The sequence below is a fragment of the Saccharopolyspora sp. NFXS83 genome (assembly GCF_026241095.1).
GTDB lineage: Bacteria > Actinomycetota > Actinomycetes > Mycobacteriales > Pseudonocardiaceae > Saccharopolyspora_C.
In genome coordinates, this window is the sequence record NZ_JAPFGB010000004.1 from 21,841 (window position 1) to 41,217 (window position 19,377).

Consider the following 19,377-nt stretch of genomic DNA (forward strand, 5'->3'; position numbering starts at 1 on the left):
GCCGGCGCGAGCGTGCCGGAGGGCACCGACAACCCGATCTCGTCGGTGCGGGCGCGCCCGTTCAGCGGGTGTCGCTACTGAGCACCGTGGTCGCGGCGATCTTCCAGCTCTCGCCGTCGCGGACCAGGGTGTAGCGGGTCTTCTCCGCCACGGTGCGGCCGTCGTCGAAGTCGTAGGTGATCGTGGCCAGCGCCGTGTTCGGGCCCTCCGTGGACACCCCGGAGGCCTGCACGCCGCGCACCGGTTCCCAGAACTCGCTGAACGCCTCGTACCCGCCCGCGTGGTTCGTCTGGTAATCCGGCGTGAGCTGCTGCCAGGCGACGGACAGGTTCCCCGGCATCGCCGCGTAGTACTCCGACACCACAGCGTCCGGGGTCTGCGGCTGCGCCGGTGCCTCCGAGGCCGATGGTTCCTCCGGTGCGGGCGCCACCGGGCTCGGCTCGGGCCGGGGCTGCAGAGGCTGCGAGGCCGCGGGTCCAGACGCCGTGGGATCACCGGTGAGGTTGCCCGTCAGCACAGCCGCGATGACGCCTGCACCGACGACGAGCAGCGCGCCGACGAGGATCAGCCCGTACCGGCCGCGGTTGCCCGACGGCTCCGGCACCGGTTCCGGCGGAGGTGGGGCCTCCGGTCGCGCGGGCTTCGCGGGAGCAGGCACCGGCACCGCGGTGAACGACTCCGGCAGTTCCTTCCCATCGCTGACCGCGGCCAGCGCGCGCTGCGCCTCGTGCATCGTCGGGCGCTGCGCCGGTTCGGTCGCCAGCATCCGCAGCAGCACCGGTGTGAGCGCCTCCGCGTGCTCCGGAACGTCGAAGTCACCCGCGGCGACCCGGTGCAGCAGCGCGATCGAGTTGTCCCCCAGGCCGAACGGCGGGCGTCCCTCCAGCGCGGCGTAGATCGTGGAGCCCAGCGAGAAGACGTCGGTGTGGAAATCCGCCTTGCCGCCTTGCGCGACCTCCGGGGCCAGGTAAGCGGGAGTTCCCGCGAGCACACCGGTCGTGCTCGCGTCACCGAGCGCGCGGGAGATCCCGAAATCGGTGATCTTGGTGATGTCGTCGGCGACGAGGATGTTGCCCGGCTTCACGTCCCGGTGCACGATCCCCGCGTCGTGCGCGGCGGCCAGTGCGGACGCCACGTCGGCGCCGAGCTTCGCGACCTCGGCGACCGGCATCGTGCCGCGGTCGGCGAGCACCGCCTCCATGCTCCGCGACTCCAGGAACTCCATGATCAAGCAGGGGCGGCCGTCCTCCTCGACCACGTCGTAAACGGCGATCGCGTGCCGGTGCATCAACCTCGCGGTGATCCGGCCTTCACGAATCGCGCGCCGCTTCGCCGTTTGCACGTCCGCGTCGTTGAGCGACTGGCGCAAGTGCAGTTCCTTCACCGCGACCGTGCGGTTGAGGCGCTCGTCGGAGGCCTTCCAGACCACGCCCATCGCGCCACTGCCCAGCCTCGACTCCACCCGGTACCGCCCGGCGACCAGTCGATCCTGAGCGCTCATGACACGACTCCTCCACACATTCCACTGCGATCACGTCACGATCGACTTTGCCAGGTCCGGAGGCGCCCGCGGGCACAGGGGTGGGGAATGCGAATTCACTCGGACGACTACTCCGCATGGCCCGAACAAGCGATGCGTTCGGCCGAACGAGCATCGATCAGCGAAGGAATTCGACGCGGAACGCCCCATTCGATCCCGCATTCGCACGATCGGCGGCCACCGCTCACCTCGGGAGTGCAAAAGAAAAAACCGGGGCGTTCTTCCACTCAGGAAGAACGCCCCGGTCGGTCGTCGCGATGTCAGGCGCGCAGTGCCGCTCCGAAGCGGGATTCGGCGGCCTGCAGCGCGGAATCGCGGGCCTCGGTCGCCTCCTCCTGCTTGAGGGTGCGGTCCGCGGCGCGGAACCGGAGCGCCAGCGCCAGCGACTTCTTGCCGTCGGCGAGCTGCTCGCCGGAGTAGACGTCGAACAGCCGCACGTCCTCCAGCAGCTCGCCGCCACCGGAACGCACCACCTCGACGAGCTCCGCCGCAGGCACGGCCTTGTCCACGACCAGCGCCACGTCCAGCAGCACCGGCGGGTACGACGAGATCGACGGCGCCGGGCGGGACTCCTCCAGCGGCAGCGCGTCCAGGTCGATCTCCATCGCGCAGGCGCGCTTCGGCAGGCCCAGTTCCTCGACGACCTTCGGGTGCAGCTCACCCGCGTGGCCGACGACGACATCGCCGACCTTCAGCTCGGCGCAACGGCCCGGGTGCCACGGCAGCAGATCGCCCGCGGTCACCGTCAGCTCCACCCCGGCGGCCCGAGCCACCGTGCGAGCCGCCTCGACGGCGTCGGCCCAGCCCGCGTCGCGGCCCGGCCCCCACCAGCCTTGGCGCTCGCGCTTGCCGGCCAACACCACCGCGGCGTGCGTCGGCTGCGCGGGCAGCGCGGCCTGCAGCGCGGCGATCTCCGCGTCCGTGGGCCGCTGCGCGACCCCGACCTCCGGCATCGCGGGCGGCTGCTCGGCGGGCAGCACGACCTGTCCGATGTGGAACAGCGCCAGGTCGCGCTGGCCGCGGGACACGTTGCGCTGCAACGAATCCAGCAGGCCGGGCAGCAGGGTGGTCGCCAGCTGCGACCGGTCCGACTCCAGCGCGTTGAACAGCGACAGCGCGCGGCGACGCGGATCTTCCTCGCCGATGCCGAGCTTGGCCAGCACCTCGTCGCTGGTGAACGGGAACGGCAGCACCTCGACGTGGCCGTCCGCGGCCAGCGCCCGCGACACGGCGCGGCGGCGGCGCTGCGCGGCCGTGAGGCCCCGGCCGGGAGGCGCGGCGGGCAGCACCGACGGAATCGTGTGGTAGCCCTCCAGGCGCAGCACCTCCTCCACGAGGTCCGCGGCCTGCTTCAGGTCCGGGCGCCACGTCGGCGGGTGCGCGGTGACCAGGCCCACGCCCTCGTCCGAGGTGCCGACCTCGATGCGGCAACCGATCTGCGACAACCGGCGCGCGGTGATCCCGCGCTCGTAGGACACGCCCGCGATCTTGTCCGGCAGGGCCAGCGGCATCGTCACCGGAGCCGGAGCCAACGGCGAACCGACGTCCGTGCGGCCCTGCGCGATGCGGCCCTCGCCGTAGCGCACCAGCAGCTTCGCCGCGAGCTCCGCCGCCACCGGCGCGACCGCCGGGTCCACCGTGCGCTCGAAGCGCTTGCCTGCCTCGCTGGGCAGCTTGTGCCTGCGGATGGTGCGCGCGATGCTCGCCGGATCCCAGTTCGCCGCCTCCAGCAGCACGTCGTGGGTCTCCGCGCCGATCTCGGTGCTCGCGCCGCCCATCACGCCCGCCAAGCTGACCGGGCCGGACTCGTCGCAGATCACGACGTCGTCCGGGTCCAGCTCGCGCTGCACGTCGTCGAGGGTGGTGAGCTTCTCGCCCTCCGCTGCGCGGCGGACCACCACGTCACCGGTGAGCTTCGAGGCGTCCCACGCGTGCAGCGGCTGTCCCAGCTCCAGCATCACGTAGTTCGTGACGTCCACCGACAGCGAGATCGACCGGATGCCCGCCAGCGCCAGCCTGCGCCGCATCCACCACGGCGTCGGCGCCGTCGGGTCGACCCCGGTCACGCGGCGGAACACGAACCGCGAGCACGCCGACTCATCGTCGATGCGCACCGCGCGCGACGCCCGCTCGTCCTCCGGGACGTGCATCGCGGCCGGGTCGCCGAACGGCACTTCCAGGGCGTTGGACAGCTCGCGGGCCAGGCCGCGCACGGAGAAGCAGTAACCGCGGTCCGGCGTGATCGCCAGCTCGATGACCGAATCGTCCAGGCCGACCAGCTCGGTGGCGTCCGAACCCGGATCGGCCACACCCGCGGGCAGCACCAGGATGCCGTCGTGGTCCTCGCCGATGCCCAGCTCCTTGGCCGAGCAGATCATGCCCTCGCTGACGCGGCCGTAGGTCTTGCGCGAGGCGATCTCGAAACCACCGGGCAGCACCGTGCCGGGCAGCGCCACGACGACCAGGTTGCCCTCGGAGAAGTTCGTCGCCCCGCACACGATGCCCTGCGTGGGCCGCTCGCCGTCCTCGGCGTCGCCGACCTCCACCCGGCAGAACCGGATGGGCTTCTTGAACCCCGTCAGCTCTTCGATCTCGGCCACACGACCGACCACCAGCGGGCCGCTCACCTGCGACAGGTGGGCGACCTCCTCGACCTCCAGCCCGATCCGGACGAAGGCCTCCGCCAGCGTGTCGGCAGTGGTGTCCGCGGGCAGCTCCAGATGCTCGGCCAGCCAGGAAACCGGAATCCGCACTTGCTCAGGTCCTTCTCTCTCGCAGCGGGACGGGGATCACGAGTCGATGCCGAACGGTTCGGTGAACCGCACATCGCCCTCGGTCATGTCACGCATGTCAGGAATGCCGTTGCGGAACTGCAGGGTGCGCTCCAAGCCCATGCCGAACGCGAACCCGGTGTGCACCGCCGGGTCGATTCCGCAGGCGCGCAGCACGTTCGGGTCGACCATGCCGCAGCCGCCCCACTCGACCCAGCCGGCGCCGCCCTTCTTCTGCGGGAACCACACGTCGAGCTCCGCCGACGGCTCGGTGAACGGGAAGAAGCTCGGGCGCAGCCGGATCGCCGACTCCGGGCCGAACATGGCACGGGCGAACGCGTCGAGCGTGCCCTTCAGGTGCGCCATCGTCAGGCCCTCGTCGACCGCCAAGCCCTCCACCTGGTGGAAGACCGGTGTGTGCGTGGCGTCGAGCTCGTCGGTGCGGAACGTGCGCCCCGGGCACACCAGGTACACCGGCAGCTCGCGGCTCAGCAGCGAGCGGACCTGCACCGGGGAGGTGTGGGTGCGCAGCACCAGGCCCGAGTCCTCCGGCGCCACGTGGAACGTGTCCTGCATGGTGCGCGCCGGGTGGTCCTTGCCGAAGTTCAACGCGTCGAAGTTGAACCACTCGGCCTCCAGCTCCGGGCCGTCGGCGACCTCCCAGCCCATCCCCACGAACACGTCGCTGATCTGCTCGGTGAGCTGCGTGATCGGGTGCCGGGCGCCCGCGGGAACCCGGCCCGAGGGCAAGGTCACGTCCACGGATTCCTCGCGCAGCACCTTCTCGTCGCGCTCGGCCTGCAACACGGCGCGGCGCTCGTCGAACGCGCCTTGGATCGCCTGCCGCGCCTCGTTGACGCGTTTGCCCGCCTCCGACCGCGCCTTCGGCGGCAGCGCCCCGATCTCGCGGCGCGCGGTCAGCAACGGCGAACGTTCCCCCAGGTGCGCGGGCTTCACGGCGGCCAGCTCGTCGAGATCGGCGGCCTCCTCGAACCCCTTGCGGGCTTCGACAACGGCGCGGTCGAGCGTCTCCGGCGCGAGTGCGGCGACCTCTTTGGGGTCGTACGAGTCGTTGGCTCCAGACATCGTTACTGCATGACTCCCGTCATTCGTCAGGCGACACTTGTCAGGCATGACAAGTACGGCGTGACCCGCCCGGCATGACCTTCTCGTCCAGCGCACCCACCGGGCTCCCGATGGGCCTTCACCTGCTAGGTGACCTGCGGATGCGTGCCGCAGCCACACGAGTCTAAGCGACCCGGTCGAGCGGTTTTCGCGCAGCCGCGTTCCTGGGCGTGTTCACCGGTCCGAGGACGGCTGCGATGACTATCCGTGATGGCGCTGGGCCCGTGCGGAGGCGTACAGGCAGACCGCGGCGGCGGTGGCCAGGTTCAGGCTCTCCGCCCCGCCGTAGATCGGCACCCGCAGCGTCGCGTCCAGTTCGGCGAGCACGTCCTCCGGCAGGCCGTGGGCTTCGCTGCCGAACACCCACGCCGTCGGACCGGCCAGTTCGCCGCGCACCGACGCCGAATCGAGGTCGTCGGAGGCGTAGCCGTCCGCGCCGACCAGCCGCAGGCCCGCCTCCCGGCAGGCTGCGAGCACTCCGAGCGCGTCCCGGTCCCGCGCCACCGGCAGGTGGAACAGGCTGCCCGTCGACGCGCGCACCGCCTTGCCGTTGTACGGGTCGACGGTGTCACCGGCGAACAGCACCGCACCCGCGCCCGCGGCGTCGGCGACCCGCACGACGGTGCCCGCGTTGCCCGGATCCGCCACGCCCAGCAGCACCGCCACCAGCGGCGGCCGGGATGCTAGCGCCTCGGCGGGCGTGGTGGCCGGCAGTTCGCACTGCGCCACCAGGCCCTGCGGGGTGACCGTCTCCGACAGCGAGGCCGCAGCCCGATCCGTCACGACGTGCACCGGAACGCCCACCTCGGCGAGCTTCGCGGCCTGCTCCTCGGTGGCGAACAGCGACCGCACCCGCACCCGGCCCGCGGTGTGCGCGGCCAGCGCCTCACCGACCGCCTGCGAACCCTCGGCGAGGAACTCGCCCGCGCGGTCCCGCCCGGCGCGGCGAGTGAGCTTGCGCGCAACAACGACCCGAGACGAACGCTCCGTCAACGGAGGCGTCTCGGGTCGCTGAGGCTCGTGCGTGCCCTCGGTGATCAGGCCGCACCTTCCGGCAGGTGCTGCTTGGCGACGTCCACCAGGGCGGTGAAGGCCTGCGGGTCGCGCACCGCGAGGTCCGCCAGGATCTTGCGGTCCACCTCGACCTCAGCGGCCTTCAGGCCCTGCACGAAGCGGTTGTAGCTCAGACCGTTCTGCCGGGTCGCCGCGTTGATGCGGGTGATCCACAGCTTCCGGAAGTCACCCTTGCGGGCACGCCGGTCGCGGTAGGCGTAGACGTTCGAGTGGAGCGTCTGCTCCTTGGCCTTGCGGTACAGCCGGGAGCGCTGACCGCGGTAACCGCTGGCCTGCTCGAGAATGCTGCGGCGCTTCTTCTGGGCGTTCACTGCCCGCTTGACGCGTGCCACGGGTCCGTCCTGTCGATCTCATCGGGGGCGGCGGGACCGCCCTGGGGGGCTGGGAGCGCTGGGGAGCACGTGCACCGGCGGGTCCGCCCGCGAGGGGGCGTCGCGCAGGTGCGGCGGCTCAGCGGCCCAGGAGCTTCTTGATGCGCTTGACGTCGTTCTTGGCGACCTCTTCGGTGCCCTCCAGGCGACGGGTCACCCGGCTGGACTTCTTCTCCAGGATGTGGCGACGGCCCGCCTGCTCGCGACGCAGCTTGCCACTGCCGGTGACCCGGAAGCGCTTCGCGGTCCCGCTGTGGGTCTTGTTCTTCGGCATCTCTCAATCCTTCTCATACGGGGTCCGCCGCGGCTGGGAACTCCACGGCGGACCTGATCGGCCCGTTGCCCGACCGGGCTCTCCGACCGGTCGGCCTTGCACCCGACCGGCGCCGGCGCCCGACCATCGCATCGTGGCGCCGCCCCCGGCGCAGTGGCCGGGCGGCTACCGATGCGTTCCGGTGGCCTTACGCGGTCGCCTTCGGCTTCGTCTTGTTCGTCTTGTGCGGCGCCAGGACCATGATCATGTTACGGCCGTCCTGCTTCGGGTTGGCCTCGATGAACCCCAGTTCGGCGACGTCGTCGGCCAGCCGCTGCAACAGACGAAAGCCCAGCTCGGGACGCGACTGCTCACGACCGCGGAACATGATCGTCACCTTGACCTTGTGACCCTGACCGAGGAAGCGGGTGACGTGACCCTTCTTCGTCTCGTAGTCGTGCGGGTCGATCTTCGGCCGGAGCTTCTGCTCCTTGATGACGGTCTGCTGCTGGTTGCGGCGCGATTCGCGAGCCTTCTGCGCACTCTCGTACTTGAACTTGCCGTAGTCCATGAGCTTGCAGACCGGCGGGCGCGCCTGCGGGGCGACCTCGACAAGGTCCAGATCCGCTTCCTGCGCCAGGCGGAGCGCGTCCTCGATGCGGACGATGCCGACCTGTTCGCCGTTCGGTCCGACCAAGCGGACTTCGGGCACGCGGATGCGGTCGTTGATGCGCGTCTCCGTGCTGATGGGGCCTCCTCGGTTCGATGCTTCGGTCTTTCTGCAAGCCTCGGCGCGTGAAGCTCTGCCCCTGGACGTGCAGTAGTCCCACGCATTCCGGATTCCCGGAAGCGCGAGACCCTACTCCTACCGATCGAACCGGTACCGCAATACCGCTCATGCCACCGGCGCGGTGCGCCGATGTGACCGGGACCCGGCGGCCTGAGAGTCGGCTGCACGGGTGGGAGCGGGGCTCCACTTTGCCGCCCCCGACTAAGCAGGGGCTGGTCGCTCATGTCAGGGTACCAGCCGTGAACGAACCGCAGTCGACCCCGCCCTCCGACGGCATCCCGGACGGATCGCAGGAGTTCAAGTCGAGCTTCGCCGCCGAGGCGGACACCGATCTCAACGTCCGCGAGCTGGTGGATGTTCCCAGCGTCGAGGTGATCAGCCGCGCCGCGGTGATGCTGATGTCCTCCGCCGCGGAGAAGCTCGGCCTGGGCGACGAAGACCCGGACAACGCGCCTAGCCGGGACCTCGACGAGGCGCGGCGCCTGATCACCGCGCTCGCCGGCCTGGTCACGGCGTCGGTGGAGTACCTGGGGCTGCACGCCGCGCCGATCCGGGACGGGCTGCAGAGCCTGCAGCGCGCGTTCCGCGAAGCGAGCGCCGTGCCCGACGCACCGGGCCAAGGCCCCGGCGAGAAGTACACCGGGCCGGTGCACTGACCCGGTCCCGCCGCTCGCGGTCGCTCAGTCGCCGCCGTAGTACGGGTGGGTGAGCCGGTCGCGTTCCTCGACGAGGCCGCGGACGCGTTCCTTGGTGTGACCGGTGACGGCGTCCCGGACCGCCTCACCGACCGCTTCCCGCGCGGAGAAGCGGACCGCGGTCTCGTCGTCGGCGTCGTGGTCCAGCCACAACGACACGAAGACCATCGTCTCCTGGTCGGCTTCCAGCAGGCCGTCGGCCACCGAGTCCAGCACGCCTTGCGCGACGCCGACCTGGCTCGCCCCGAAGACCAGCGCCGCGGTCCGCCCCGAGGCCGCGACCTCGTGCCCGACCAGCAACGTCGGCGGCTGCACCGCCGTGCAGGAATCGCGGTCCTCGCCGACCGAGACCAGGATCGGCGCGAGCCGCTCGGTCGGGACCGTGAGCGTGGTCAGCAGCCCGGCGGCGGTGGTGCCGCCACGGCGGGCGAGCACCACGATCACCCGGCATCCGTTGGGTTTGCGTCCGCCCCAGCCTTGCGCGAGCCGGCCGTCGAGGTCGCCGAACGTGGTCATGCACGCCCTCCTTGGCTGCCGCGCCGGGCGGGCCGGGCGGACCGGGGTGACTGATCGACACCTTCCGAGCACCGCACCCGCTTGTCAAGGTCGGGTGCGGTGAGCGGTCGACCGGCCGCGACCGGCCCACCGCGCACCGCACCGGACTTCAGCGCGACTGGTCCCCGGAACGGAGCAACCTGCGACGACGGGCACCGGCCGCCGGGCGTCAGTCGCCGAGGACCGCGAGCGCGTCGATCTCCACGAGCAGGCCCGCGGGCAGGCCGACGTAGACGGTGGTGCGGGCCGGGTAGGGCTCGCCGACCACGCGGGCGTAGGTCTCGTTCATCTCCGCGAACTGCGAGACGTCGGTGAGGTACACGCGCAGCATCAGCACGTCCTCCAGCCCGGCGCCTGCGGCTTCGAGCACGGCGATGACGTTGCGCAGCGCGCGCTCGGTCTGCTCGGGGACGCCGCCCGCGACGAGCTCACCGGTGGCGGGGTCGACCGGGGTCTGCCCGGAGACCTGCACGACGTTGCCCTTGCGCACGCCGGGCGAGAGCGGGATGTGCGGCGGCGGGGTCGGGGCGTCGCTGCTCGTGATGATGGTCCTGGGCATGGTTCCTCCTGCGCTTCGGCGGTTTCTCGGTGCGGGTGGCCGGGCCTGGGCGGAGCTCGGGGCGACGCCGGAAGATTCGTCTGGACCACTGCACCGTCCGAGTGCTTATCATCTCCCGATCAGATCGCGCTCATCGCACTGGAGGCCCCTTGCCCCGCTCAGCACCCGGCATCGACCAGCACGCGGTGGCACTGCTGCGCCAAGAGGTCCTCGACTGGCGGTTCAAGGGCCTGCCCGCCGAAGCGTTCGGGCGCACGGTCGAGGAATTCCTCGGCTCCGGGCCGACGCTGTTCGGCTCCGGTTTCACCGGCCCGGTGCTGACGCTGGACGAGGCCGCGCTCACCCACAACCTGACGACGATGGCGCGGTGGTGCGACGCGCACGGGGTGCTGCTCGCCCCGCACGGGAAGACGACGATGGCGCCGCGGCTGTTCGAGCGGCAGCTGGAGCACGGGGCGTGGGGCATCACCGCGGCGAACCTCCCGCAGCTGCGGGTGTACCGGGCGTTCGGCGTGCGGCAGGTGCTGCTGGCGAACCAGCTGCTCGACCCGGCCGGGCTGCGCTGGCTGGGCGCCGAGCTCGACGCGGACCCGGAGTTCTCGGTGAGCTGCTGGGCGGACTCGGTCGACGGGGTGGCGCTGATGACGCGCGCCCACACCGGCCGACGCCCGCTGGACGTGCTGGTGGAGCTGGGCTGGGACGGCGCCCGGACCGGCGCGAGGTCGGTGGAGCAGGCGCTCGAAGTGGCGCGGGCGGTCGCGGCGAGCCCGAACCTCCGCTTGGCGGGCGTGGGCGGCTACGAGGGCGCGGCGGCGCACGGCACCGCGGACTCCGCGCTGTCCACTGTGGATGAATACATGGCCAGGATGCGTTCGCTGGTGGGCGAGATCGAGCGCGCGGAGCTGTTCGAGACCGACGAGATCATCGTCACCGGCGGCGGCAGCGCCTACTTCGACCAGGTCGCGGAGTCCTTCGCCGCGCCGTGGCCGACGCGCGCGCGGGTGCTGCCGGTGCTGCGCAGCGGCGCGTACGTCACCCACGACGACGGGCTGTACCGGCGCAACTCCCCCTTCGGCCGCCCGCACCGGCTGGCGGGCGAGGAATCGCCGTTCCGGCCCGCGATGCGGATCTGGGCGCAGATCACCTCCCGCCCCGAGCCCGGTCTGGCGCTGGCGACGATGGGGCGCCGCGACGTGTCCTTCGACCAGGACCTCCCGGAGCCGCAGGTGTTCCGCGGCGCCGACGGGGTGACGCGGGAGCTCCCGCCCGGTTCGTGCCGGGTGACCTCGCTCGCCGATCAGCACGCGTTCCTCGCCGTCGAAGGCGACGAACCGCGCATCGGCTCCTGGGTCGGGTTCGGCCTGTCGCACCCGTGCACGGTCTTCGACAAGTGGCCGCTGATCCCGGTGGTCGACGGGGAGAACGTGGTCGACCTGGTGCGCACCTACTTCTGACCCGCAGGGCACGGGCGAGAACCGGAGGTCGGCATGGACGGGGTGTTCCGCGCGGCGACGATCGTCGACGGTTCCGGGCAGGACCGCTACCGCGGCGACGTCGCGGTCCGCGGTGAGCGGATCGCCGAGATCGGCCCGCCGGGCACGCTCGACGGGCGGCGGGTGCTCGACGCCGAGGGCCTGGTGCTCGCACCGGGTTTCATCGACATGCACTCGCACTCCGACCTGCAGATCCTCGCCGAGCCGGACCACCTGGCGAAGGTCTCGCAGGGCGTGACGCTGGAGGTGCTGGGCCAGGACGGTCTGTCGTACGCGCCGGTCGACGACGCGACGCTGGCGGCGGTGCGGGCGCAGATCGCGGGCTGGAACGACGACCCGCCCGGTTTCGACTGGAACTGGCGCGGCGTCGGCGAGTACCTCGCGCGGCTGGACACCGGGATCGCGGTCAACGCCGCGTACCTGGTGCCGCAGGGCACCCTGCGAATGCTGTGCGTCGGCCACGACGACCGGGACGCCACGGCCGCCGAGCTGGACCGGATGCGGCAGGTGCTCGCGGACTCGCTCGCCGAAGGCGCCGTCGGCATGTCGTCGGGGCTGACCTACACGCCGGGCATGTACGCCTCGGACGCGGAGCTGACCGAGCTGTGCCGGGTCGTGGCCGCGCACGGCGGCTTCTACAGCCCGCACCACCGCAGCTACGGTGCGGGGGCGCTCACGGCGTACGCGGAGATGATCGAGGTGAGCCGCACTTCCGGCTGCCCGCTGCACCTGGCGCACGCGACGATGAACTTCGAGGTGAACCGGGGCCGCGCGCCCGAGCTGCTGTCCCTCGTCGACGATGCGCTCGCCGCGGGCGCGGACATCACGATGGACAGCTACCCGTACCTGCCGGGGGCGACCTCGCTGCACGCGCTGCTGCCGAGCTGGGCCGCCGAAGGCGGTGTCGAGGCGACGCTGGCGCGGCTGCGGAATCCGGCCGACCGGCTGCGGATCCGGCACACCATGGAGGTGGCGGGCTCCGACGGCTGCCACGGGGTGCCGATCGACTGGGCGACCATCGAGATCAACGGGGTGCGCGACGCCGAGCGCAACGGGCACCTGGTGGGGCGCAGCATCGCCGAATCCGCCCGGGCTTCCGGCGCGGAACCCGCCGAGGTGTTCTTCGACGTGCTGGTGTCCGAGCGGCTAGGCACCTCCTGCCTGATGCACGTCGGGCACGAGGAGAACGTGCGCGCGATCATGCGCCACCCCGCGCACACCGGCGGCAGCGACGGGCTGCTGGTCGGTGCCCGGCCGCACCCGCGCGCGTGGGGGACCTTCCCCCGCTACCTGGGGCACTACGTGCGGGAACTGGGCGTGCTGAGCCTGGAGGAATGCGTCCGGCACCTCACCTCGCGGGCCGCGGACCGGTTGCGGCTGCCCGATCGCGGTCGCGTGCGGGAGGGCGCGGTCGCGGATCTGGTGCTGTTCGACCCGGACGCCATCGCCGACACCGCCACCTTCGACGAGCCCCGCAGCACGGCCGCGGGGATGCATCAGGTGCTGGTCAACGGGGTGCCCGTCCTCGACTCCGGGCGGCGCACCGACGCGCTGCCCGGTCGTGCGGTACGCCGCACCTCCTGACCCCCCAAGGAGTCCATTGTGGATGGTTTAGTGCACTGGTTGCAGCAGGAGACCTCAGGTCTGCTCACGTTGTGCGCGGTGGGCATCGCCGCATTGCTGCTGATGATCATCCGGTTCCGGGTGGAGCCGTTCATCGCACTGATCATCACCGGGTTGCTGCTGGCGCTCGCCGCCGGAGTGCCCGTCACCGACCTCGTCGGCTCCGCGCAGAAGAGCAGCGAATCGCTGCTGGAGAGCGGATTCGGCAGCATCCTCGGCCACATCACCGCGATCGTCGGTCTCGGCGCCATCCTCGGCTCGATCCTGGAGGCCTCCGGCGGCGCGCAACTGCTGACCCGCAGGCTGCTCGCCGCCTTCGGAGAGAACCGGGCGCCGCTGGCGATGGGGTTGTCCGGGCTACTGTTCGGCATCCCGGTGTTCTTCGACATCGGCATCTTCGTGCTCGCGCCGCTGGTCTACACCGCCGCCCGGCAAGGCGGGCGCTCGATCCTGCTGTACTGCCTGCCGCTGGTCGCGGGCCTGTCGATGACGCACGCGTTCCTGCCGCCGCACCCCGGGCCCGTGGTGGCCGCCGGGCTGCTGGGAGTGGATCTCGGCTGGATCATCCTGATGGGCCTGGCCTGCGGCATTCCCGCGTTCGTCGTGGCGGGCGTGCTGTTCCCGTCCTGGATCGGCAAGCGCATCCACGTGGACGTGCCGGACACCGCGCCGCCCGCCGAGCTCACCTCGGAGTCCGGCGAGGAGCCGAAGCTCGGCGTCGTCGCGCTCGTCATCGGGCTGCCGATGCTGCTGATCCTCGGCGGCACCTTCGCCAGCATCACGCTGCCCGCCGGCGCGGCGCTGGACGTGCTGACGTTCCTGGGCAATCCGGTGGTGGCGCTGACCATCGCGGTGCTGACCGCGTTCTGGCTGCTGGGCACCCGGCGCGGTCTCACCGGGCCGGACCTGGCCACGCTGACGGCGGCGGCGCTGCGACCGCTGGGCATGATCCTTCTGGTCGTCGGCGCGGGCGGGTTCTTCGGCAAGGTGCTCTCCGAGACCGGCGTGGGCGACGCGCTCGCCGGGTCGCTGCAGGCCTCCGGGCTGCCGCTGATCGTGTCGGCGTACGTGATCAGCTCCGGGCTGCGGATCGCGCAGGGCTCGGCGACGGTGGCGATCGTGACCACCGGCGGCATCGTGGCGCCGCTGCTGGCAGGCGCCGACTACTCGCAGCCCCGGCTGGCGCTGATCGCGGTGGCCATCGCCGCGGGTTCGATCATCGCCTCGCACGTCAACGACGGCGGGTTCTGGATCATCTCGCGGTACTTCGGGATCTCCGTCAAGGACATGATCAAGACCTGGACGGTGCTGGAGACGATCCTGTCGCTGACCGGCTTCGGCATGGCCGCCCTGCTGAGCCTGCTGGTGTAGCGCGAGCGCCGGGGCCGGAATGCCGGCCCCGGCACTTCGTGTTGATCGCGGAGGGGGCGGGTATCCCGTGAGCGCGCCCGCTCCCCCGGACGCTTCCCGGCGGGAAGGGGCGGGCGCCCCTCGGCTTTCGGCGCACGACGACAGGAAAAAGGATCATGACCAACACGACCATGCGGGCCATCGGCCAGGACGAGCTCGGCGGACCGGAGGTGCTGCACGAGACGACCGTGCCGCGACCGTCCCCGCTGCCCACCGAGGTGCTGGTGCGCGTCGTGTCCGCCGGGGTCAACCCGGTGGACTGGAAGACCCGCGAAGGCGGCGGCATGGCAGGCGTGCTCGGCGAGCCGCCGTTCGTCCTCGGCTGGGACGTCTCCGGCTTCGTCGAGGAGACCGGATTCGGCGTGCACACCGCCGGGGACGAGGTCTACGGCATGCCGTGGTTCCCGCGCCAAGCGGGCGCCTACGCGGAGTACGTGACCGCGCCGGCCCGGCAGTTCGCCCGCAAGCCCGAGGCGCTGAACCACGACCAGGCGGCCGGGGTGCCGCTGGCGGCGCTGACCGCGTGGCAGAGCCTGGTGGACCTCGCCGGGATCTCCCGAGGGCAGCGGGTGCTGGTGCACGCGGCCTCCGGCGGGGTGGGGCACTTCGCGGTGCAGATCGCCAAGCACTTCGGCGCGCACGTGATCGGGACCGCCAGCGCGGGCAAGCACGACTGGGTGCGCGGGCTCGGCGCCGACGAGGTGATCGACTACCGGGAGACCCGCTTCGAGGAGGTCACCGGCGACATCGACGTGGTCCTCGACCTCGTCGGTGACGGCGTCGACGACACCAGCACCCACTCGCTCGACGTGCTCAAGCCGGACGGGCTGCTGATCGCGGTGCCCTCGGGCGTCGCCCCCGAACTGCTGGAGCGGGCCCTGCTCCACGGCGTGCGCGCCACCGGATACCTGGTCGAGCCGGACGGGGCCGCGCTGCGCAGGATCGGCGAGCTCATCGACGACGGCACGATCTCCGTGGAGATCGACGAGGTGCTCCCGCTGGCGCAGGCGGCCGAAGCGCACCGCCGCGGTCAGAGCGGCGAGGTCCGCGGCAAGCAGGTGCTGCGCGTCGCCCCGTGAAACCGCCTCGGCCGGGCGGGCTTCCCGCCCGGCCGAGCTCGGGCGGACGAGATTGGGCCATTTTGGTCTGGTCCATTGTCGAGCGCGGCGGCGAGACTGGCGGCCGACGTACCCGACGAAGGAGAACCACCGTGCCCGGTCCCGCCCAGAACCCGATGCGCCGCCGCCACTTCCTCGGCGTCCTAGCCGGAGCGAGCGCGCTGCCGCTGCTGTCCCCGCTGACCGCGGCGGCCGGGCCTCGCGCGACGACGACGGCGTACGTGGGCAGCTTGACCTCCGCCGAACCCGCGGGCCTCGGGCTGGAGGTGGCCGGCTTCGACGCCGCGACCGGGAAGCTGACCTCCACGGCGGTCGTCGAAGGCGTGCCGGACGCGTCGTTCTTCGCCTTCTCCCCCGACGGCCGGGTCCTCTACACCACCAACGAGCAGGAGCAGGGCAAGGTCACCGCGCTGAGCCTCGCCGACCCCGCCGCCCCCGCGGTGCTCGGCAGCACCGCGACCGGCGGTTCCGGCACGACGCACCTCACCGTGCACCCGGACGGCTACCTGCTGACGGCGAACTACACCGACGGCACCGTCTCGGCGCACCCCATCGCGCCCGACGGCAGCATCGGCGAGGCGAGCGACCTGGTGCGCCACGACGCCGCCGAACCGCACGCCCACCAAGTGCTCATCGCTCCCGGCGGAGATCTGGCGGTGGCCGTGGACCTCGGCGCGGACGCGGTGTTCGTGTACGCGCTGGAGAACGGCAAGCTCGTGCAGCGCCAGAAGCTCACCGTCCCCACCGGGACCGGGCCGCGCCACCTCGCGTGGCACCCGGACGGCGGGCGCGCCTACCTGCTCGCCGAGTACGCCTCGACGATCACCGTGCTCGACTGGGACGGCGCGGCCTTCACCGCCGGGCAGGTCCTCGGCACCCGCGACGAAGGCGCGACCGGCGAGAACTTCCCCGCTGAGATCGCGGTCTCCGGCGACGGCGCGCACGTGTACGCCTCGAACCGGGGCGACGACACGATCGCCGTGTTCGCCGTGCGCGACGACGGCCTGGAACGGCTCGGCAGCACCCCGACCGGCGGGCAGTGGCCGCGGCACTTCGCGTTCGAGCCGGGCGAATCGGCGCTGCACGTGGTGAACCAGCGCTCCGGCACGATCACCCGGCTGGCCCGCGACGCGGGCACCGGTCTGCTCGCGCCCGCCGAGGAATCCGGTGCGTTCGCCGGTGCGGTGGTGCTCGCCTTCGGGAGCTGACAGCCCCCGGATCGGATCAGCGGCTCTGCCGAACGGACGAATTCCCGCGAGGACAACGGGAAGAACCCGCACCGGCGCGGCGACACCCTCCCCCCGGACAGGTGAAATCGCTACTCTGAGCGGTTCGTTTCGGGGGAATCGAGGGGGTTCCGGATGCCGGAGAACACCATCCCGGTCAGACAACTGCGCGCGGTGATCGGGTCGCGTTGGCGACGCACCGGCCTGTTCTCGGCGGCCGGTGAGCAGCCGATCTTCCACCTGGTCCGGCAGGACCGGCCGGATGACCTGACCGCGCAACTCGGCGGGCACCTCGGCGGCGGGGTGCCGCACGTGCTGCTCAGCGCCGACCAGGCCCTGCCGGACAACGAGCTCCACCGCTCGGTGCTGATGCGGGAACAGCTGCTGGACAAGGTCGCGCTCGGCCTGGGGCGGCACGATTCGCGGCGCTGGCAGGGGCGGATCCGCTTCCGCCGCTACGCCTTGGCGAGCTACCTGCTGCAGCACAACGAGGAACCGCCCGAACCTGACGAGGTGCCGAACCGGCAGGCGCGCGAACTGCTCGGTACCTACGTGCGCGGGCGGCTCTTCGGGCTCAAGAGCCGCCGAGCCGAAACCGAAGGAGCCGGAGCGGGCGCACGTGTCGACGCGACCGTGCACCGCGTCGAACCGCTCGGGCTGCCCTGGTACCTGCTGCTGCCCGCGATGCTGCTGTCCTGGGCCCTGCCGCCCGCGATCCAACGCGGCGTGGTGCTGCGCAGACCCGCGCGCTGGTTCCTGCGCCAGCACTACCTGTCGCCGCGCGAATCCGCGGACTTCGCGAGCTTCGCGCAGCGGCTGCTGAGCAGGCCGTCGGTGCACGAGAACGCCAACCAGGTGCGCAAGTTCCTCGTGCACGCCCTGTTGGAAGACCTCGCCGACGCCTACGCGCGCAGGGTAGGGCGGTGGCGCTGGATGCGACGGGACAACTACCCGGTGCTGCTCCTGCAAGGCGTCACACCCGGCACCACCGGGGAGCTGCTGATCAGGCTCATCAACGACGTGCGCAACGAGACCGGAGCGCGCGATCCGCTGCTCGTCGTGGCCAGCGGCCCGGAAGAACTGCCGCACGGCACCGCGCCCGCCGATCCGATGACGGTGGAGGGCTGGCAGAAGCAGCTGCTGGAGGCCAGGCGGAAACGCTCGCCCACGGCCTGGTACCTGCCGCTCCGAGTGGAGAACCCGCCGACGGACGTGGAACCGCTCCCCGCCTTCCCCCGCGGGCAGGCACCGATCCGCACCAAGCGAGCGCGCGTCCTGCGGGTCATGCCCGCACTGCTCGCGGTGATCGTCGTGGCCGGGGCGGGCGGCTGGTACGTCAAGGAATGGGCGCAGCACTGCGGACAACTGCGGCCGTGGGCCGGCGGCGACCTGATCTGGGCGGACCCGGACGGATTCGGGGACAACAACGGTGAATGCGTCGGCGTTTCGGACGGATACGTGTTCTCGCAGCCGGATGGCGAGGGGGACGAGACGCGCGAAGCCCTCGCGCAAGCACAGACCCGGATCCACGAGCTCAACGAGAAAGCCGACGAGCTGCACCGGAATCAGAAGGACCTGCCGTACGTCACGATCATCTACTTCAGCGTCCTGACGACCACCAACTCCGATTCGACCGCGCTCACCGCGGCCCTGGAGGAGTTGCGCGGTGTCGCCGACGCGCAGGAGGAATCGCGCATGGCCCGGCTGCCGCTGCGGGTGCTCATCGCCAACGGCGGCGAAGGAATGCGGCACGCCCCCGACGTGGCCGAGCGGATCAACTCGATCGCACGGGAAGCCGACAGCACGAATGCCGCGGCCCGCGGGGACGCCCGGCAGTCCGGCGCACCGCGCGAAGCGACTTCACCGGTGGTTGGCGTGGTGGGCATGGGCGGAAGCAGGGAGATCACGAAGGAGGCCATCGCCGACCTGGGCGACGGCGGGCTGCCCACCATCGGGATCACCACCTCGGCGGATTCGATGTGGCGGTCCAGCAAGCTGTACTTCCAAGTGGCACCGCCGAACAAGGACCAGGCGGCAGTGGTCGGCCGGTATGTCCAGGACCACCTCGACGTCCCCATCCGGAAAGTGACCATCTACAAGGAGGACGACGACGCCTACAGCGAGAACCTCGCCGACGACGTGCGCCGCGAACTAATCGGGCGCGGCATCGCCGAGATCAACGTGACCGACGACAACGCGTCGGTCGCGCGGTCGTGCGGCCGGGACACGGTGCTGTTCTTCGCGGGACGTTCCGAACGGCTCAACGAGTTCCTGAGCAACCAGACCTGCGACCCCGGCGAACGACCGCAGTTGATCGCAGGTGACGACATCACGAAGTTCGTGCTCGACGACCAGATGCCGGACCACACCGATCTCCGGCTGGACTACGTGTCGTTCAACAAGCTGCAGCACTCCGGCAGCACCAGCCAGGGAAGGTCCGCGCTGGCCCGCGACGCGATGAAACTGCTCGGCCAGGCCGTGGACCAGTTCAAGTACAACGGGCTGCCGCTGAACGGGCTCACCGTGTGGAACGAGCTGTCGCACACCAAGAGCATGTTGACCGGCAGCACCGGCGCGATCGTCTACGACCGCAGCGACCAGGACCTGATGAACGACCAGGTCCCGGTGCACAAGGCGATCACCATCGAACGCATCGAAGGCGGCGCGCAGGAAAGCCGCACGTTGTTGGTGTGCGGCGACCACCAGGCCAACAAGGATCAACGCCCCGAGGGCTGCACCTGGCTCGGCGGCTGATGCCCGAGCCCGTGCCACCC

The 19,377-nt window shown here is 71.4% G+C and carries 16 protein-coding genes; 7 read left to right on the plus strand and 9 right to left on the minus strand.

Annotated elements, in window-relative coordinates; all coding sequences use genetic code 11:
- Positions 1-61: 61 nt before the first annotated feature.
- The 7 genes from OOZ19_RS05460 to infC form a co-directional block, all read right to left on the minus strand.
- Entirely contained in the window at positions 62-1,501 is a 1,440-nt protein-coding gene (locus tag OOZ19_RS05460; protein WP_266088895.1) for a protein kinase domain-containing protein, read from the minus strand.
- 299 nt (positions 1,502-1,800) lie between these two features.
- Entirely contained in the window at positions 1,801-4,293 is a 2,493-nt protein-coding gene (pheT, locus tag OOZ19_RS05465; RefSeq protein ID WP_266088896.1) for a phenylalanine--tRNA ligase subunit beta, read from the minus strand.
- A 36-nt stretch (positions 4,294-4,329) separates the two neighbouring features.
- Positions 4,330-5,397 (minus strand): phenylalanine--tRNA ligase subunit alpha, encoded by a 1,068-nt coding sequence (pheS, locus tag OOZ19_RS05470; RefSeq protein WP_266088897.1) that lies wholly within the window; start codon positions 5,395-5,397, stop codon positions 4,330-4,332.
- A gap of 240 nt (positions 5,398-5,637) precedes the next feature.
- Positions 5,638-6,429 (minus strand): TrmH family RNA methyltransferase, encoded by a 792-nt coding sequence (locus tag OOZ19_RS05475; protein WP_266088898.1) that lies wholly within the window; start codon positions 6,427-6,429, stop codon positions 5,638-5,640.
- Between the two features lie 44 nt (positions 6,430-6,473).
- Complete coding sequence (rplT, locus tag OOZ19_RS05480; RefSeq protein WP_184480601.1) at positions 6,474-6,842, minus strand: 50S ribosomal protein L20; 369 nt, start codon at positions 6,840-6,842, stop codon at positions 6,474-6,476.
- 118 nt (positions 6,843-6,960) lie between these two features.
- Positions 6,961-7,155 (minus strand): 50S ribosomal protein L35, encoded by a 195-nt coding sequence (gene rpmI, locus OOZ19_RS05485; protein WP_266088899.1) that lies wholly within the window; start codon positions 7,153-7,155, stop codon positions 6,961-6,963.
- A gap of 187 nt (positions 7,156-7,342) precedes the next feature.
- Positions 7,343-7,882, minus strand: coding sequence for a translation initiation factor IF-3 (gene infC, locus OOZ19_RS05490; RefSeq protein ID WP_184485502.1), 540 nt, complete (start codon positions 7,880-7,882; stop codon positions 7,343-7,345).
- A gap of 317 nt (positions 7,883-8,199) precedes the next feature.
- Between infC and OOZ19_RS05495 the strand changes: the two genes are divergently transcribed.
- Entirely contained in the window at positions 8,200-8,580 is a 381-nt protein-coding gene (locus OOZ19_RS05495) for a DUF1844 domain-containing protein (protein ID WP_416309401.1), read from the plus strand.
- Between the two features lie 24 nt (positions 8,581-8,604).
- Here the strand turns inward: OOZ19_RS05495 and OOZ19_RS05500 are convergent, their stop codons facing one another.
- Together OOZ19_RS05500 and OOZ19_RS05505 are read right to left on the minus strand one after the other, a co-directional pair.
- Entirely contained in the window at positions 8,605-9,135 is a 531-nt protein-coding gene (locus OOZ19_RS05500) for a formaldehyde-activating enzyme (RefSeq protein WP_266088900.1), read from the minus strand.
- Positions 9,136-9,343: 208 nt separating this feature from the next.
- Positions 9,344-9,733 carry a RidA family protein gene (locus OOZ19_RS05505; protein WP_266088901.1) on the minus strand — a complete coding sequence of 130 codons (390 nt, stop codon included), beginning with the start codon at positions 9,731-9,733 and terminating at the stop codon, positions 9,344-9,346.
- Positions 9,734-9,882: 149 nt separating this feature from the next.
- On the opposite strand from OOZ19_RS05505, the gene OOZ19_RS05510 reads away from it, so the two are divergent.
- The 6 genes from OOZ19_RS05510 to OOZ19_RS05535 all read left to right on the plus strand — a co-directional run bounded on the left by OOZ19_RS05510 (position 9,883) and on the right by OOZ19_RS05535 (position 19,357).
- Entirely contained in the window at positions 9,883-11,187 is a 1,305-nt protein-coding gene (locus tag OOZ19_RS05510) for an amino acid deaminase (protein ID WP_266088902.1), read from the plus strand.
- 33 nt (positions 11,188-11,220) lie between these two features.
- On the plus strand, positions 11,221-12,810 hold the full coding sequence (locus tag OOZ19_RS05515; RefSeq protein ID WP_266088903.1) for an N-acyl-D-amino-acid deacylase family protein: 1,590 nt from the start codon (positions 11,221-11,223) through the stop codon (positions 12,808-12,810).
- 18 nt (positions 12,811-12,828) lie between these two features.
- Positions 12,829-14,220 carry a GntP family permease gene (locus tag OOZ19_RS05520; protein ID WP_266088904.1) on the plus strand — a complete coding sequence of 464 codons (1,392 nt, stop codon included), beginning with the start codon at positions 12,829-12,831 and terminating at the stop codon, positions 14,218-14,220.
- Between the two features lie 170 nt (positions 14,221-14,390).
- Positions 14,391-15,338: an NADP-dependent oxidoreductase gene (locus OOZ19_RS05525; protein WP_266089141.1), complete on the plus strand. Its 948-nt coding sequence runs from the start codon at positions 14,391-14,393 to the stop codon at positions 15,336-15,338.
- A 131-nt stretch (positions 15,339-15,469) separates the two neighbouring features.
- Positions 15,470-16,585 (plus strand): lactonase family protein, encoded by a 1,116-nt coding sequence (locus OOZ19_RS05530; protein ID WP_266088905.1) that lies wholly within the window; start codon positions 15,470-15,472, stop codon positions 16,583-16,585.
- A gap of 153 nt (positions 16,586-16,738) precedes the next feature.
- On the plus strand, positions 16,739-19,357 hold the full coding sequence (locus OOZ19_RS05535; protein ID WP_266088906.1) for an ABC transporter substrate-binding protein: 2,619 nt from the start codon (positions 16,739-16,741) through the stop codon (positions 19,355-19,357).
- Positions 19,358-19,377 lie beyond the last annotated feature (20 nt).

Coding starts and splice junctions, on each gene's coding strand:
- OOZ19_RS05460 (WP_266088895.1), bottom strand. CDS start 1,501: ATGAGCGCTCAGGATCGACTGGTCGCCGGGCGGTACCGGGTGGAGTCG.
- pheS (WP_266088897.1), bottom strand. CDS start 5,397: ATGTCTGGAGCCAACGACTCGTACGACCCCAAAGAGGTCGCCGCACTC.
- rpmI (WP_266088899.1), bottom strand. CDS start 7,155: ATGCCGAAGAACAAGACCCACAGCGGGACCGCGAAGCGCTTCCGGGTC.
- OOZ19_RS05500 (WP_266088900.1), bottom strand. CDS start 9,135: ATGACCACGTTCGGCGACCTCGACGGCCGGCTCGCGCAAGGCTGGGGC.
- OOZ19_RS05505 (WP_266088901.1), bottom strand. CDS start 9,733: ATGCCCAGGACCATCATCACGAGCAGCGACGCCCCGACCCCGCCGCCG.
- OOZ19_RS05515 (WP_266088903.1), top strand. CDS start 11,221: ATGGACGGGGTGTTCCGCGCGGCGACGATCGTCGACGGTTCCGGGCAG.
- OOZ19_RS05525 (WP_266089141.1), top strand. CDS start 14,391: ATGCGGGCCATCGGCCAGGACGAGCTCGGCGGACCGGAGGTGCTGCAC.
- OOZ19_RS05535 (WP_266088906.1), top strand. CDS start 16,739: ATGCCGGAGAACACCATCCCGGTCAGACAACTGCGCGCGGTGATCGGG.